A 16,683-nucleotide genomic window follows, 5' to 3' on the forward strand; every position below is an offset into this window, starting at 1 on the left:
CTTGTGGAGGCGGGGGGGGCGGAGGTGGTACCCCTAATGGTCCATCCGCAACCTTGAGAGTCTACCCCCCTGTAAGTGCAATTAGTTTGCCTGTGGGCGCTAGCGGGTCCACAGATATTGAAGTGCGTGGCGGTAAAGCACCTTACGGTGTAATCAGCTCCGATGCTTCCGTTAGTGCGTTCCTTTCAGCTGACGGGATACTATTTATTTCTGGAAATAGTGACGGGACTTCAACGTTAACGGTGTACGACGAGAGTCTCCCTGTTCAGCAAGTGAAAATTACTGTGACCGCCAAAGCGGTTCCATTGGTCAGCAGTGCCGGAACTGCGGTTACATTGCGGCCAAATCAGTCCCTTCAGTTCAATGTGCGGGGTGGTGTTGGTCCATATTCTGTTAACAGTTCAGATGCAAGCACTGTCAGCGCATCTATCTCTGGATCTACGGTGACGCTTCTCGGACTTCCGAAAGCAGGAACTGCGACTATTTTGATCACTGATGCGGCAGGTGCTACGTTGAGTGTCACGGCCACAGTGCAGGTGGGCACGATGTCGGTTTCGCCTGCCTCTATCACTGGGCCCGCTGGTACCAGTAATTCCGTGACTGTCAACGGTGGCGTGGCTCCGTACACCGTGAGTTCAACTAACACCGCTGTTGCTACAGCGACTATCTCCGGCTCATCTGTGTCGGTATCACTGGTCTCTCAAGGTGCATCTGACATCAAGATTACGGATGCAGCTGGTACCTCAGTGGTGGTTTCTGTTACTGTGACCACTAATGTTTTGCAGGTTTCACCTGCTAGTCAAACAGTGGATGAAAAGAGTGCGACCTCCACAACGCTTACTTATTTGATCGCAGGAGGCACTGCGCCTTATACTCCCCTGGTGAGTCCGGCTGACAAAGCCTTTTTCACCACACTCTCCGTAGCTGCCAACACGCTGACAGCGATCCTTCCTGATTCCACCACGGGTCCGAGATGTGTAACTGCTGATAAGGTGATTCCAATCGACGTTTACGACTCAAAACTCGTTAAGCAAACTGTTTCAGTGACGATTAAAGATGGCGGCGCTGTGGTTTGCCCATGATGATGCTGTAGTCTGAATAAAAGGCCAATTTTATATTGGCCTTTTTTGTTTTGGTGACTGTAATTTGGTATGGGTGATAAAATATGAATGTGATCAATATTGATTTGGGTGATAGAACTTATGAAATACTAGTGGGTGAAAACATCGACTTAGTTCAGTCTCTCAACGGTATTGTTTCCGATTTTCGGGTTGCTGTAATTGTCACAAATGTTATTGTTGCTGGGTATCATTTAGATCGAGTAAGAAACTCTCTAGCTCGAATATTCGAGGACGTTCGTGTTATCGAGCTGCCAGATGGTGAGTCTCATAAGAGTTGGGATTCTTTAAACAATATATTTAACTCACTTTTGAGTTGGCAATGTGATCGAAAGACGACTCTGTTCGCGCTTGGTGGCGGTGTGGTTGGTGATCTAACAGGCTTCGCGGCTGCCACCTATATGCGTGGTATACCATTTGTACAGTTGCCTACGACATTGCTCGCTCAAGTTGACTCTTCGGTAGGTGGGAAAACTGCGATTAATCATCCGTTGGGGAAAAATATGATAGGGGCTTTTTACCAGCCTCAACTGGTCATCTGCGATTTTTGTACATTGAGTACTCTGCCTGATCGTGAGCTTCGCGCTGGTTTAGCTGAGGTTATTAAATATGGGCCGATTGCAGATATCGCCTTCATGGAATGGCTGGAGCAAAACTTGAACGCAGTTATGGCCAAGGAGGCCGCGGCACTTGCTCATGTGGTTCAGCGTAGTTGTGAGATCAAAGCTTGGGTCGTAAGCAAGGATGAGAAGGAGTCAGGCTTGCGCGCTATATTGAACTTTGGTCACACTTTTGGTCATGCCATCGAAGCAGGGATGGGCTACGGTGTTTGGTTACATGGAGAGGGCGTTTCGGCCGGGATGGTCATGGCCGCTGAACTCTCCCGACGCTTGGGGTTGGTAGACGCTGACTTTGTTCGGCGGCTGATCTCTTTGATCCAGCTTGCTGGTTTACCCACCAAAGGGCCAGTATTAGATGCTAACGACAACGCCGGTCGATATTTGGAGTTGATGCGGATTGATAAAAAAGCCGAAGCAGGCGAGATCCGGTTTGTTGTGATCGATGGCCCCGGTAGAGCACTTGTGCGCTCGGCGCCAGACTCCTTAGTCCGTGAAGTTATTGATGCCTGCTGCGAGTGAATATTTGTGGTTGCTTGGATTGCTTTTTCGAGAAGCGTAGGTGCCGTTTGATGAGGGGCTACTAAGGTGATTGGGCTCGTAGATCTGTTGCCCTTCGCATCTGCCCCCGCGCAGACCCGCGGTCGGCGTCATTCAGAGTGTCCGCCGCCCACTCGAACTGAATACCAGCGCGACCGCGACCGAATCGTCCATTCCACGGCATTCCGACGGCTTGTCTACAAGACACAAGTCTTCCTCAACCACGAGGGGGATCTATTTCGTACCCGGCTAACTCATTCGTTAGAAGTCGCGCAACTCGGGCGATCCATCGCACGGTCGCTACAGATTAACGAAGACTTGGTTGAGGCCGTCTCGTTAGCCCACGACTTGGGGCATACCCCGTTCGGGCATGCGGGGCAGGACGCCTTGAATGGCTGCATGGCCGACTTTGGAGGCTTTGAACACAACTTGCAGAGCTTGCGAGTGGTGGACAAGCTGGAAGAAAGATACCCGTTGTATGACGGACTCAATCTCACATTCGAGACCCGAGAAGGGATTCTCAAACACTGCTCGCGCACTCATGCTTTGCAGTTGGAGAGCGAGGAGCCCAATGGTGTTGGTGCCCGCTTCCTGCGCAATGAGCGGCCGAGCCTGGAGGCGCAGTTGTGCAATTTGGCCGACGAGATTGCTTACAACGCACACGATATCGATGACGGCGTGCGCTCTGGGTTGATTACTCTGACGCAGCTGCAAGAAGTCCCCTTGTTTGATGCGTACCGTTCGGCAGCCCAGATGGAGCATCCCGACCTCTCCACCCCATCCATGCAGCGCCGCTTGTTGTACGAGGCGATACGGAGGATGCTGAGTGCGCAGGTGTACGACGTCATTGACACCACAAAAGCCGCGCTGCACGAGCATGCACCAGCCCATCCCGATGAGGTGCGGAAGCTCCCAGTTCTGGTGAGCTTCAGTGGTGAGATGCGCGAGCGCTCTACCATACTCAAGCGGTTCCTCTTCAAGCATCTGTACCGGCATCCCCGGGTCATGGAGACTACGGGCCATGCCCAAGAAATCGTGCGTGAGTTGTTCGATGCCTATATGGCCCAGCCTCACGAAATGAAAGCTGCCTTCACCGCGCGAGCCCTGGAGGGCGACAGGTATGGAAGAGCGCGGGCGGTGGCCGACTTCATTGCCGGGATGACGGACCGCTTTGCGGTGCGGGAGCATGAGCGCCTGACAGGGCGCCGACCGCTGCAGGAATAGCGCCCGGTTCCGGGGTGGAGCGAGATGCGTTGATTTTGGGGTGGTTAGTCGCTGGTGTAGCGCGACTTCAGGCTGCGTTAGATGTGGCCGCCTGAAGCGTGTTTGCTGTGTGGGCTTACGCATCTATTCATTTTCTCCGCTGCCCTCCCGCCGATGTGAGCGTGCACTGAGGAGTCCATGAGGCTTCCAGATTGGACCGCCGCTATCGCGAGATCTGCCAACAACTCACACCGATAAAATCCCACCTCTATCCTTGCGCTTCTGCGCGCACCCATGACATCTTCCTCCACCAACGCCGCTAAGGCGCTCCCCCATTTTGTATCCACTGATACCTACGTCCAGGACACTGTCCGGTGGTTGGAGCGGGCCGTCATTGGATTGAATCTCTGTCCGTTTGCTAAGTCGGTGCATGTCAAAGGGCAAATTCACTACGTGGTGAGCTTGGCCACGACCGGGAAGGATGTGCTGGAGGTGTTGCGCGAAGAACTTCAAGCGCTCGCAAACACACCCGCAGAAGTCAGGGACACCACCTTGCTGGTGATGCCGCATTGCCAGCAGGATTTCCTGGATTTCAATGACTTTCTTGGTGAAGTGGAGGACATGGTGCACGTTCTCGGGTTGGAGGGCACGCTGCAGGTCGCAAGCTTTCACCCGCAGTTTCAGTTCGCCGGCACCGACGCGGACGACGTGACCAATTGCACCAATCGCGCTCCATACCCCACGCTGCATTTGTTGCGCGAGGCCAGCATCGATCGGGCGGTGTCGGTCTTTCCCGAGGCGGAAACCATCTTTGAGCGCAACATGGAAGTACTTGAAGAGATGGGCATGGCCGGTTGGCTGGCGCTGGACGTGGGCCCTCATGACAAAGGTGGTGCGAACATGGCCGCCACTGCCGCCAGCGATGACAATCCGCCAGCACAAGGCCCCGGTTTATGAATAAAAAGAACCCATCTGCAGTGACGACCGACAAGCGAATTCGCGATGCGGGCAAATCCAAGAACGAGAGTGCTGAGCTGCAGGAACTGCGCCCTGGCCAATCGGTAGAGCTGCTCAAGGAACTGCACATCCTCACCCGGGATGGCCGTCTCAATCAGGACTCACGCCGCAAGCTAAAGCAGGTGTACCACCTGTTCAACTTCATCGAGCCCCTGCTCACGGAGCTGTCCGCCCAAGGCGGTGGGCCCACGTTGGCGGACCACGGCGCGGGCAAGTCCTATCTGGGTTTCATCCTGTACGACCTGTACTTCAGGGCGCTGGGCCACGGGCGTATCTACGGGGTGGAGACCCGGGCGGAACTGGTAGAGAAGTCGCGGGTGCTCGCGCAGCGGCTTCATTTTGAGCGGATGTCGTTTCTCAATCTATCCGTGGCCGAGTCTGCGGATGCCCGTGAGTTGCCCGACCAGATCGATGTGGTCACCGCCTTGCATGCTTGCGACACCGCCACTGACGACGCGATTGCCTTCGGGCTGCAAAAAAAGGCCCGGGCCATGGTTCTGGTGCCCTGTTGCCAAGCGGAGATGGCAGCCTGCCTGCGCCAAGGCAAGGCCTTGCAGTTGGCGCGCACGCCCCTGGCGGAACTGTGGCGTCACCCCTTGCACACCCGCGAACTCGGCAGCCAGGTGACCAATGTGCTGCGCTGCCTGTACCTAGAGGCCAATGGCTACCAGGTCACTGTGACCGAGCTGGTGGGATGGGAGCACAGCATGAAGAATGAACTCATCATCGCGCGCTACACCGGACAGAAAAAACGCAGCGCGGCCGACCGGTTGCGGGCGCTTCTCGGCGAATTTGGCCTGGAACACGCCATGGGGGCGCGGTTTGGCATCGGTGTGGTGGCAGACCAAGGGGAGAACTTGGCTACGCATTGACGCGTGCCCAAAAGGCGCGCGAGGGCAGGCCAGAATCAAGCACGCGCCTCGCTATCTTCGTGGCGGAAGATGGGCGTTGCCAGCTTGCATCGATGAGAAATAGGGGACAGGTCTATGATCGTAACTCCCATATTCCTGATCAAGACCCATGGCCCGTTTGCCACGCCTGACCCTGCCGGGTCATTTGCACCACGTCATCCTGCGGGGCAACAACCGCCAGCCGATCTTCCACGGAGTGGAAGATTTCGACGCGCTGCTGGCGCTGTTGATGGACAACGCGCAGAAATATGCCGTGGCCGTCCATGCCTATGTGCTGATGGATAACCACTTTCACCTGCTGGTTACGCCAGCCTCACAAGACGGACTGCCTCAGATGATGCAGGCGGTGGGGCGCCGGTATGTGCAGTACTTCAACCGCCGACATGCCCGCACTGGTACTTTGTGGGAGGGGCGCTACCGTTCCACGGTATTGCAGCCGGAACGGTATTTGCTGGCGTGCATGGTGTACCTGGACCTCAACCCTGTACGGGCCGGATTGGTGCAGCAGCCCGCTGACTACGCCTGGTCCAGCCATGCACACTGGTTGGGCTTGCGAAACGACCGGTGGTTGACGCCCCATGCGCTGTATTGGGCTTTAGGCAACACCCCGTTTGCGCGCGAGGCCGCCTATGCCGCACTGGTTCAGGCGGGCCTGGGGGCGTCGGTGCAAACGGCTTTGACCGACTCGGCGCTCAGCGGTTGGGCTTTGGGCGATACCGAGTTTCTTGCGGGCCTGCAACAGCAGACCCTGCGACGCGTGACTCGAGGAATGCCTGGCAGGCCTCGAATGGAAAAAAATCATGCGAAAACCGACGGAGGCGCATGAAATTATTGGCCTCATTGCTATTAATTTTAATATGTCCCCAATAATATGCTTGTGTGAGTTCTGGTTTGTTTAATGAGAATCTGACCCCAATTAAATTGCTTGCCAAAATATGCTGCAATGCACTAACCTCGGCTCCCCTGCGAAAAATATAGGAGTGCGCCATGACCACGGCTGCCGAGATCCAGCATCTGCAACAACACGGTTTGTATTCATCGGGTAACGAACACGACGCCTGCGGCCTCGGGTTTGTGGCCCACATCAAGGGCATCAAGCGCCACGATATCGTGACGCAGGCTCTGAAGATTCTGGAAAACATCGACCACCGTGGCGCGGTGGGTGCCGACCCGCTGATGGGCGACGGCGCCGGCATCCTGATCCAGATCCCTGACGCGCTGTACCGCGAAGAGATGGCCAAGCAAGGCGTGACCTTGCCAGCGGCTGGCGAATACGGTGTGGGCATGATCTTCCTGCCCAAGGAGCATGCCTCGCGTCTGGCTTGCGAGCAGGAGATGGAGCGCGCCATCAAGGCCGAAGGCCAGGTGCTGCTGGGCTGGCGCGATGTGCCGGTGAATGTGGACATGCCCATGTCCCCCACCGTGCGCAAGAAGGAGCCCATCCTGCGCCAGGTGTTCATCGGCCGTGGCAATGACGTGATCGTGCAGGACGCGCTGGAGCGCAAGCTGTACGTGATCCGCAAGACGGCCAGCGCCAACATCCAGGCGCTCAAGCTCAAGCACAGCAAGGAATACTACGTTCCGTCCATGTCCAGCCGCACCGTGGTTTACAAGGGCCTGCTGCTGGCCGACCAGGTGGGCGTGTACTACAAAGACCTGTCGGATGAGCGCTGCGTCTCGGCCATCGGCCTGGTGCACCAGCGCTTCTCCACCAACACGTTCCCCGAATGGCCGCTGGCCCACCCGTACCGCTACGTGGCGCACAACGGTGAAATCAACACCGTCAAGGGCAACTACAACTGGATGAAGGCCCGCGAGGGCGTGATGGCATCGCCCGTGCTGGCTGCTGACCTGCAAAAGCTCTACCCCATCAGCTTCGCCGACCAGTCTGATACGGCCACGTTCGACAACTGCCTCGAACTGCTGACCATGGCCGGCTACCCCATCAGCCAGGCCGTGATGATGATGATCCCAGAGCCCTGGGAGCAGCACACCACCATGGACGAGCGCCGCCGTGCTTTCTATGAATACCACGCCGCCATGCTAGAGCCTTGGGACGGCCCGGCCTCCATCGTGTTCACCGACGGCCGCCAGATCGGCGCCACGCTGGACCGCAACGGCCTGCGCCCCTCGCGTTACTGCATCACCGACGACGATCTGGTCATCATGGGCTCCGAGTCAGGCGTGCTGCCTGTGCCCGAGAACAAGATCGTGCGCAAGTGGCGCTTGCAGCCCGGCAAGATGTTCCTGATCGACCTGGAACAAGGCCGCATGATCGACGACGACGAGCTGAAAGCCAACATCGTCAACACCAAGCCCTACAAGCAGTGGATCGAAAACCTGCGGATCAAGCTGGACAGCATCGAGACGGGCGAAGCCGCCGCAGTCCCTGCAGCTGCCGGCCTGCCGTTGCTGGATCGCCAGCAGGCCTTTGGCTACACCCAGGAAGACATCAAGTTCCTGATGGCCCCCATGGCCAAAAACGGCGAAGAAGGCATCGGCTCCATGGGCAACGACAGCCCGCTGGCCGTGCTGTCGGGCAAGAACAAGCCGCTGTACAACTACTTCAAGCAGCTGTTCGCCCAGGTGACCAACCCGCCGATCGACCCGATCCGCGAGGCCATCGTGATGTCGCTGAACAGCTTCATCGGCCCCAAGCCCAACCTGCTGGACATCAACCAGGTCAACCCACCGATGCGGCTCGAAGTGAGCCAGCCCGTGCTCGACTTTGCCGACATGGCCAAGCTGCGCGACATCGAGAAGTACACGCAAGGCAAGTTCAAGAGCGCGACCATCGACATCACCTACCCGCTGAGTTGGGGCCGTGAGGGCGTGGAAGCCAAGCTGGCCTCGCTGTGCGCGCAGGCGGTGGACGCCATCAAGGGCGGTGCCAACATCCTCATCATCAGCGACCGCGCCGTGAGCGCCACGCAGGTGGCCATCCCCGCGCTGCTGGCGCTGTCGGCCATCCATCAGCACCTGGTGGGTGCAGGCCTGCGCACCACGGCCGGCCTGGTGGTCGAAACGGGTACCGCGCGCGAGGTGCACCACTTCGCCGTGCTGGCGGGCTACGGCGCCGAGGCTGTGCACCCCTACCTGGCCATGGAAACCCTGGCCGAAATGCACAAGGACCTGGGCGGCGACCTGTCGGCCGACAAGGCCATCTACAACTACGTCAAGGCCATCGGCAAGGGCCTGTCCAAGATCATGTCCAAGATGGGCGTGAGCACCTACATGAGCTACTGCGGCGCCCAGCTGTTCGAGGCCATCGGCCTGAACACGGAAACCGTGGGCAAGTACTTCACTGGCACCGCCAGCCGTGTGGAAGGCATCGGCGTGTTCGAGATCGCCGAAGAAGCCATCCGCATGCACAAGGCCGCGTTTGGCGACGACCCCGTGCTCGAAACCATGCTGGACGCCGGTGGCGAGTACGCCTGGCGCGCCCGTGGTGAAGACCACATGTGGACACCTGACGCGATTGCCAAGCTGCAGCACAGCACGCGCGCCAACAACTGGAACACGTACAAGGAATACGCACAGATCATCAACGACCAGAGCAAGCGCCATATGACGCTGCGCGGTCTGTTCGAGTTCAAGATCGATCCGTCCAAGGCGATCTCGATTGATGAGGTCGAACCTGCCAAGGAAATCGTCAAGCGCTTCGCCACGGGCGCCATGTCGCTGGGCTCCATCTCCACCGAGGCGCACGCCACCCTGGCGGTGGCCATGAACCGCATTGGCGGCAAGAGCAACACCGGTGAAGGTGGCGAGGACGCGGCACGCTACCGCAACGAACTCAAGGGCATCCCGATCAAGAAGGGCGACACCCTGAAGAGCGTGATCGGCGCCGAGAACGTCGAGGTCGATCTGCCCCTGCAGGACGGCGATTCGCTGCGCAGCCGCATCAAGCAGGTGGCGTCGGGCCGCTTCGGCGTGACGGCGGAGTACCTGTCGTCCGCCGATCAGATCCAGATCAAGATGGCCCAGGGGGCCAAGCCCGGCGAGGGCGGTCAGCTGCCTGGCGGCAAGGTGTCCAACTACATCGGCAAGCTGCGCCACAGCGTGCCGGGTGTGGGCCTGATTTCGCCACCGCCGCACCACGACATCTATTCGATCGAAGATCTGGCCCAGCTGATCCACGATCTGAAGAACGTTGCGCCGCATGCTGGCATCAGTGTCAAGCTGGTGTCTGAAGTGGGCGTGGGCACTATCGCGGCAGGCGTGGCCAAGTGCAAGAGCGACCACGTGGTGATCGCTGGGCACGACGGCGGCACGGGCGCTTCGCCCTGGTCGTCCATCAAGCACGCGGGCGGCCCATGGGAAATCGGCCTGGCCGAAACCCAGCAGACGCTGGTGCTGAACCGCCTGCGCGGCCGCATCCGTGTGCAGGCCGACGGCCAGATGAAGACCGGCCGCGACGTCGCCATCGGCGCACTGCTGGGTGCTGACGAGTTCGGCTTTGCCACGGCACCACTGGTGGTGGAAGGCTGCATCATGATGCGCAAATGCCACCTGAACACCTGCCCCGTGGGCGTGGCCACGCAGGACCCCGAGCTGCGCAAGAAGTTCTCTGGCAAGCCAGAGCATGTGGTGAACTACTTCTTCTTCATCGCCGAAGAAGTGCGCCAGATCATGGCCCAGCTGGGCATTCGCAAGTTTGACGACCTGATCGGCCGCACCGACCTGCTCGACATGCGCCAGGGCCTGGAACACTGGAAGGCACGCGGCCTGGACTTCAGCCGCCTGTTTGCCCAGCCGAACGTGCCCGCCGATGTGCCTCGCTTCCACGTGGACGTGCAGGATCACAACATCGAGCACACACTGGACCGCAAGCTCATCGAGCGCAGCAAGCCTGCCATCGAAAAGGGTGAGCGCGTGCAGTTCATCGAGGTGGCGCGCAACGTGAACCGCTCGGTCGGCGCGATGCTGTCCGGCGCTGTCACCCGTGTGCACCCCGAAGGCTTGCCTGACGACACCATCCGCATCCAGCTGGAAGGCACGGGCGGCCAGTCGTTCGGCGCGTTTCTGACGCGCGGCATCACGCTGTACCTGATCGGCGACGCCAACGACTACACGGGCAAGGGCCTGTCGGGTGGCCGTGTCATCGTGCGCCCCAGCATCGACTTCCGGGGTGAGGCGGTGCGCAACACCATTGTGGGTAACACCGTGATGTACGGCGCCACCACCGGTGAGGCTTTCTTCAGCGGCGTGGCCGGTGAACGCTTTGCGGTGCGTCTGTCGGGTGCCACGGCCGTCGTCGAAGGTACGGGCGACCATGGCTGCGAGTACATGACTGGCGGTACGGTGGTGGTGCTCGGCAAGACCGGCCGCAACTTTGCAGCAGGCATGAGCGGCGGCGTAGCGTATGTGTACGACGAAGACGGACAGTTCGACACACGCTGCAACCTGTCGATGGTGACGCTGGAGCGCATCCTGCCCGCCACCGAGCAGGAAGCTACGGTCCCCCGCTCGATCTGGCACAACGGCCAGACGGACGAGGCCCAGCTCAAGAAGCTGCTGGAAGACCACAACCGCTGGACGGGCAGCAAGCGCGCGCGCGAGCTGCTGGACAACTGGGCCGCATCGCGCAGCAAGTTCGTCAAGGTCTTCCCGACCGAGTACAAGCGTGCGTTGGCTGAAATTTATGAACGAAAAGTGCTGGAGGAGTCCGCTACACCAGCGGTAGCTGCTACCAAAAAAGAAGTGGCCCCCGCCAAGTAAGGCGTCGCCACACCCTTCGCACAGCATTCATAGACAAGGACATCGTCATGGGAAAAACTACTGGCTTCATGGAATACGAGCGCATCGAAGAGGGCTACAAGCCCGTGCCCGAGCGCCTGAAGCATTACAAGGAATTTGTCGTCGGGCTCGATGAGAGTCAGGCCAAGGTGCAAGGCGCGCGCTGCATGGACTGCGGCACGCCGTTCTGCAACAACGGCTGCCCGGTGAACAACATCATTCCCGACTTCAACGACCTCGTGTACCACGCGGACTGGAAGAGCGCGATCGAGGTGCTGCACAGCACCAACAACTTCCCTGAGTTCACCGGCCGCATCTGCCCCGCACCTTGCGAGGCTGCCTGTGTGCTCAACGTGAACGACGACGCTGTGGGCATCAAGAGCATTGAGCACGCGATCATCGACCGCGCCTGGGCCGAAGGCTGGGTGCAGCCGCGCCCCGCCAAGCACCAGACGGGCAAGAAGGTGGCTGTGGTGGGCTCCGGCCCCGCAGGTCTGGCGGCTGCGCAGCAACTGGCCCGCGCTGGTCACAGCGTCACGCTGTTCGAGAAAAACGACCGTGTGGGCGGCCTGCTGCGCTACGGCATCCCCGACTTCAAGATGGAGAAGTCGCACATCGACCGCCGCGTGAAGCAGCTCGAAGCCGAAGGTGTGGTGATTCGCACCGGCGTATTCGTGGGCGCCGCGAAGGACGGCCTGGGCAAGGATTCCAAAGTCACCAACTGGGCCAAGGAAACCGTCACGCCCGAACAGCTGAACAAGGAGTTTGACGCCGTGCTGCTCACCGGTGGCGCCGAGCAGTCGCGCGACCTGCCTGTGCCAGGCCGTGAACTTGACGGTATTCACTTCGCCATGGAATTCCTGCCCCAGCAGAACAAGGTCAACGCGGGCGACAAGCTCAAGGGCCAGATCATGGCGACGGGCAAACATGTCATCGTGATCGGCGGCGGCGACACCGGCAGCGACTGCGTGGGTACCAGCAATCGCCATGGTGCAGCCAGCGTCACCCAGTTCGAGGTGATGCCCCAGCCCCCTGAAGTGGAAAACCGCCCCCTGACGTGGCCTTACTGGCCGCTCAAGCTGCGCACCAGCTCCAGCCACGAAGAAGGTTGCGTGCGTGAGTTCGCGATCTCCACCAAGGAGTTCACGGGCGAAAAGGGCAAGGTCAAGAGCCTGACTACGGTGCAGGTCGAGTTCAAGGACGGCAAGCTGGTCGAGATTCCTGGCACCGAAAAACACTACCAGGCCGATCTGGTGTTGCTGGCCATGGGTTTTGTGAGCCCGGTCGCGCCGGTGCTGGAGGCCTTCGGTGTCGAGAAGGATGCCCGAGGCAATGCCCGCGCCACCACGGACTTTGACGGCGGTTATGCCACCAACGTGCCCAAGGTGTTTGCGGCGGGCGATATCCGCCGGGGTCAGTCACTGGTGGTTTGGGCCATCCGTGAAGGCCGCCAGGCCGCGCGTGCGGTGGACGAGTTCCTGATGGGATATTCGGACCTGCCCCGCTGATCCTGCGGTTTCTCGCACCCTCCAAGCAACGGCGCCTTCGGGCGCCGTTTGTGTTGATGGGGCCTTTGACGGTGGGGCAATGGCCGGGCGTCAGCCTTCTGGACGCTTTGTTGGCACAATCAGGGGTTCTGTCAATCCGGGCTTGCCTCGGTCTCGCTCGGTCGGGATCGCTGGCGGTTGTGCTTTTTCTTTACAAACATACATGAATGTATGTTTGTGTCTTCGGCTACCATCTGCGCTCCATTTTCCGGGGGCGGATGTCGTTTTGGCAGGCCTCAGATCAGACATCCATTTCTTGCATGGCCGAGTCCACATTTCTTGCCGAGTTGCGCAACGTCACGTTTTCGTACGGTGACCGCGTGATCCTGCGCGACGTGACCCTGGCGGTGCCGCGCGGCAAGGTCACGGCGCTGATGGGCGCATCGGGCGGGGGCAAGACCACGGTGCTGCGTCTGCTTGGGGGGCAGCACAGGGCCCAGAGTGGCCAGGTGTTGGTCAACGGTCAGGAAGTGGGGCGCATGGACGTGCAGGCCTTGTACGCTGCGCGCCGGCGCATGGGCATGTTGTTCCAGTTCGGGGCGCTGTTCACCGACCTGAGCGTGTTTGAGAACGTGGCCTTTCCGCTGCGTGAGCACACCGATTTGTCCGAGGAACTGATCCGCGATGTGGTGCTGATGAAGCTGCATGCGGTGGGCCTGCGTGGTGCACGCGACCTGATGCCCGGCCAGATATCGGGTGGCATGGCGCGCCGCGTGGCGCTGGCCCGAGCGATCGTGCTGGACCCAGAACTGGTCATGTACGACGAACCCTTTGCGGGCCTGGACCCCATCTCGTTGGGCACGGCTGCGCAGTTGATCCGTCAGCTCAACGACGCCATGGGCCTCACCAGCATCGTGGTGTCGCATGACCTGGAGGAGACTTTCCGCTTGGCGGACCATGTGATCATCCTGGGCGAAGGCGTTGTGGCGGCGCAGGGCACGCCTGAGGAGGTCCTCGCCAGCCGTGACCCGCTGGTGCACCAGTTTGTCAACGCTCTACCGACTGGCCCGGTGCCGTTCCATTACCCCGGCCCGGCCGTTGCCGAGGATTTCGGACCTGCAGGAGGACGTGCGCTGTGAGTTGGTACAAGCCCTCCGACGTCGGTTTTGCTGTGCGCCACAAGCTGGCTGACATTGGCATGGGCGCGCGGTTGTTTGGGCGGCTGGTGCGGCTCCTGGGTGCGACCTTGACGCGGCCCTCGCTGGTGCGCGACCAGGTGCATTTCCTGGGCAACTATTCGCTGGCCATCATTGCCGTGTCGGGCCTGTTCGTGGGGTTTGTGCTGGGCTTGCAGGGCTACTACACGCTGCAGCGCTATGGCTCGTCAGAGGCCCTGGGCTTGCTGGTGGCACTGAGTCTTGTGCGCGAGCTGGGCCCCGTGGTCACGGCGCTGCTGTTTGCGGGCCGCGCAGGCACGTCGCTCACAGCAGAAATTGGCCTCATGCGCGCGGGGGAGCAGCTCAGCGCCATGGAGATGATGGCGGTGGACCCGGTGCAGCGCATCCTGGCGCCTCGCTTCTGGGCAGGGGTGATCACCATGCCCCTACTGGCGGCGGTGTTCAGTGCGGTGGGCATCATCGGCGGCTGGATCGTCGGGGTGCTCATGATCGGCATTGACCCCGGGGCGTTCTGGAGCCAGATGCAGGGCGGGGTGGATGTCTGGAAAGACCTGGGCAACGGCGTGCTCAAGAGTGTGGTCTTTGGCTTCACGGTAACTTTTGTGGCGCTGCTGCAGGGCTATGCAGCCAAACCCACCCCTGAGGGTGTGTCGCGCGCCACCACGCGCACCGTGGTCATGGCGTCTTTGGCGGTGCTGGCACTGGACTTCGTGCTCACCGCACTGATGTTCAGTATCTGACGCTGGCGGTGCTGGCAGTTCTAGGAATCAAACATATGCAACGCTCCAAAAACGATCTGTGGGTAGGGCTCTTCGTGATGCTGGGCGCGGTGGCACTGGTGTTTCTGGCGCTGCAGTCGGCCAACCTGCTGAGCCTTCAATTCCATTCGGGCTACCGTGTCACCGCCAAGTTCGACAACATCGGCGGTCTCAAGCCCCAGGCGGCGGTGCGCAGCGCTGGGGTGGTGGTGGGGCGCGTGGAGTCCATCACCTTTGACGACAAGACCTTCCAGGCGCGGGTCACGCTGGCCATGGAAGACCGCTACGCCTTCCCCAAGGACAGCTCCCTCAAGATCCTGACCAGCGGCCTGCTCGGCGAGCAGTACATCGGAATTGAGGCGGGTGCCGACGAAAAAAATCTGGCGGCGGGAGACACGATCACGTCCACCCAGTCGGCGGTGGTGCTTGAGAACCTTATCGGACAATTTCTTTACAGCAAAGCCGAAGACGGCGCAAAACCTGCAGGGACAGGTGGGAAAAAATGATGCATTCACTCCATACACTCCGTGCCCGCATTGATGACGGCAGGTTGTCGATGTCCCGCCTTGCAGCCAGCCTGGCCTTGTTGCTGGGGGCTGTGCTGCTCACCGGGTGCGCCACGGTGGCCAACCCTGATCCCCGCGACCCGCTGGAGTCTTACAACCGCAGCATGACCAACTTCAATGAACAGGTCGATGCCATGGTGCTCAAGCCCGTGGCGACGGCCTACAAGGAGGTCACGCCCGCACCCGTGCGCACGGGGGTCAGCAATTTCTTCGGGAACCTGGGCGACGTCTGGTCGTTTGTGAACAACGTGCTGCAGCTGCGCGGTGAAGCCGCTGCGTCCAGCTTCATGCGGGTCAATGTGAACACGTTCATGGGCCTGGGTGGTTTGCTGGACATCGCCAGCGAGCTGGGCATCGACCGCTACAAGCAGGACTTCGGCCTGACCCTGGGGCGTTGGGGCGTGGGTACTGGCCCGTATCTGGTGCTGCCCATCCTGGGGCCTTCCACCGTGCGCGACACATTCGCGCTGCCGGTGGACATGAAGGGCAACGTGGTGAGCTACGTGGACCCGGTCTCCGCCCGCAACTCGTTGTATGCCCTGCGCGTGGTGGACACGCGGGCCAACCTGTTGCGCGCCAGCTCGGTGCTCGACAGCGCCGCGCTCGACAAATACAGCTTTACGCGTGATGTCTACCTGCAAGTACGCAGCCATGCAGGTGAGGTACAGAATGCGGACGGCAAGGACGACGGCGGCGCCAGCAATGGCGTGCTGCCCGAGGAACCTCCTGCGCGCTGATGGCATGCCGGGCGGGGTGCATGTTCCGATGCGCCGCCCTGGGTCTGGCCCTGTTGCACTTGCTTGCAATCCGCAACCGCTGCGACGCATGCCAGTGGGCCCGCACCTCCACAATGATTTGACGGGCACAAGCCCGCACCGATGAAAGCCGAGAAGATGATGAACCGACGTTCCCTGGGCCGTGCCGCCCTTTGCATTGCAGCCAGTGCCGTGCTGAGCCTGCCGTTGTCTGCCCTCGCAGCCGACGAGGCGCCCGACGTGCTGATCAAGCGGCTCTCCGCCGATGTGCTCAACACGGTGAAGTCCGACAAGGCCATCCAGGCCGGGGACCTGAGCAAGGTGATCGCCCTGGTCGATAAAACGGTGATGCCCAACGTCAACTTCCGCCGCATGACGGCCGCAGCCGTCGGCCCCGGCTGGCGCCAGGCCACGCCCGAGCAGCAAAAACGCCTGCAGGACGAGTTCAAGATCCTGCTGGTGCGCACCTATGCCGGCGCGCTGGCCCAGGTCAATGACCAGAGCATCCAGGTCAAGCCCCTGCGCGCGGCGGCCGAAGACAAGGACGTGCTGGTGCGCACCGAAATCGTGGGCCGGGGCGACCCCATCCAGCTCGACTACCGCCTCGAAAAGACTCCTGGTGATGGCGCAGGCTGGAAGATCTACAACCTGAATGTGCTGGGTGTCTGGCTGGTGGAAACCTACCGGGGCCAGTTCGCGCAGGAGATCAATGCCAAGGGCATCGACGGCCTGATCGAGACACTGGCCGCCCGCAACAAGACCAATGCGGGCACTGCCAAGGGCTGACAGCCCCC

Annotated in this window: 13 protein-coding genes; all 13 read left to right on the forward strand. The window is 60.4% G+C overall.

What is annotated here, in order from left to right; translation table 11 throughout:
- The coding region (locus AC07X4_RS01520; protein WP_494739024.1) for a 3-phosphoshikimate 1-carboxyvinyltransferase at positions 1-1,082 on the forward strand (1,082 nt) is incomplete at its 5' end.
- Positions 1,083-1,165: 83 nt separating this feature from the next.
- Complete coding sequence (gene aroB, locus AC07X4_RS01525; protein WP_440597487.1) at positions 1,166-2,257, forward strand: 3-dehydroquinate synthase; 1,092 nt, start codon at positions 1,166-1,168, stop codon at positions 2,255-2,257.
- 69 nt (positions 2,258-2,326) lie between these two features.
- Positions 2,327-3,499: a deoxyguanosinetriphosphate triphosphohydrolase gene (locus AC07X4_RS01530; protein WP_494739110.1), complete on the forward strand. Its 1,173-nt coding sequence runs from the start codon at positions 2,327-2,329 to the stop codon at positions 3,497-3,499.
- Positions 3,500-3,772: 273 nt separating this feature from the next.
- Entirely contained in the window at positions 3,773-4,435 is a 663-nt protein-coding gene (locus AC07X4_RS01535) for a DUF1415 domain-containing protein (RefSeq protein ID WP_494739025.1), read from the forward strand.
- The gene (locus AC07X4_RS01540; RefSeq protein ID WP_494739026.1) at positions 4,432-5,367 is read left to right on the forward strand and encodes a class I SAM-dependent methyltransferase; all 936 of its coding nucleotides are present in this window, start codon (positions 4,432-4,434) and stop codon (positions 5,365-5,367) included. The genes AC07X4_RS01535 and AC07X4_RS01540 overlap by 4 nt, the downstream gene beginning before the upstream one ends.
- Before the next feature lie 148 nt (positions 5,368-5,515).
- Positions 5,516-6,232: an REP-associated tyrosine transposase gene (locus AC07X4_RS01545; RefSeq protein WP_056747245.1), complete on the forward strand. Its 717-nt coding sequence runs from the start codon at positions 5,516-5,518 to the stop codon at positions 6,230-6,232.
- A 161-nt stretch (positions 6,233-6,393) separates the two neighbouring features.
- Entirely contained in the window at positions 6,394-11,127 is a 4,734-nt protein-coding gene (locus tag AC07X4_RS01550) for a glutamate synthase-related protein (RefSeq protein WP_494739027.1), read from the forward strand.
- A 47-nt stretch (positions 11,128-11,174) separates the two neighbouring features.
- Positions 11,175-12,653, forward strand: coding sequence for a glutamate synthase subunit beta (locus AC07X4_RS01555; protein WP_056060207.1), 1,479 nt, complete (start codon positions 11,175-11,177; stop codon positions 12,651-12,653).
- Positions 12,654-12,952: 299 nt separating this feature from the next.
- The gene (locus tag AC07X4_RS01560; protein ID WP_146869879.1) at positions 12,953-13,771 is read left to right on the forward strand and encodes an ABC transporter ATP-binding protein; all 819 of its coding nucleotides are present in this window, start codon (positions 12,953-12,955) and stop codon (positions 13,769-13,771) included.
- Positions 13,768-14,550, forward strand: coding sequence for a lipid asymmetry maintenance ABC transporter permease subunit MlaE (gene mlaE, locus AC07X4_RS01565; protein ID WP_146869878.1), 783 nt, complete (start codon positions 13,768-13,770; stop codon positions 14,548-14,550). Before AC07X4_RS01560 ends, mlaE begins: the two co-directional genes overlap by 4 nt.
- Positions 14,551-14,585: 35 nt before the next feature.
- On the forward strand, positions 14,586-15,074 hold the full coding sequence (gene mlaD, locus AC07X4_RS01570; RefSeq protein ID WP_056060215.1) for an outer membrane lipid asymmetry maintenance protein MlaD: 489 nt from the start codon (positions 14,586-14,588) through the stop codon (positions 15,072-15,074).
- 50 nt (positions 15,075-15,124) lie between these two features.
- The gene (locus AC07X4_RS01575) at positions 15,125-15,871 is read left to right on the forward strand and encodes an MlaA family lipoprotein (protein WP_056060218.1); all 747 of its coding nucleotides are present in this window, start codon (positions 15,125-15,127) and stop codon (positions 15,869-15,871) included.
- A 156-nt stretch (positions 15,872-16,027) separates the two neighbouring features.
- A complete protein-coding gene (locus tag AC07X4_RS01580; protein ID WP_494739111.1) occupies positions 16,028-16,675 on the forward strand; it encodes an MlaC/ttg2D family ABC transporter substrate-binding protein in 648 nt (215 codons plus the stop codon).
- Positions 16,676-16,683: the final 8 nt, after the last annotated feature.

It is taken from the genome of Acidovorax sp. GW460-11-11-14-LB4 (assembly GCF_059423685.1).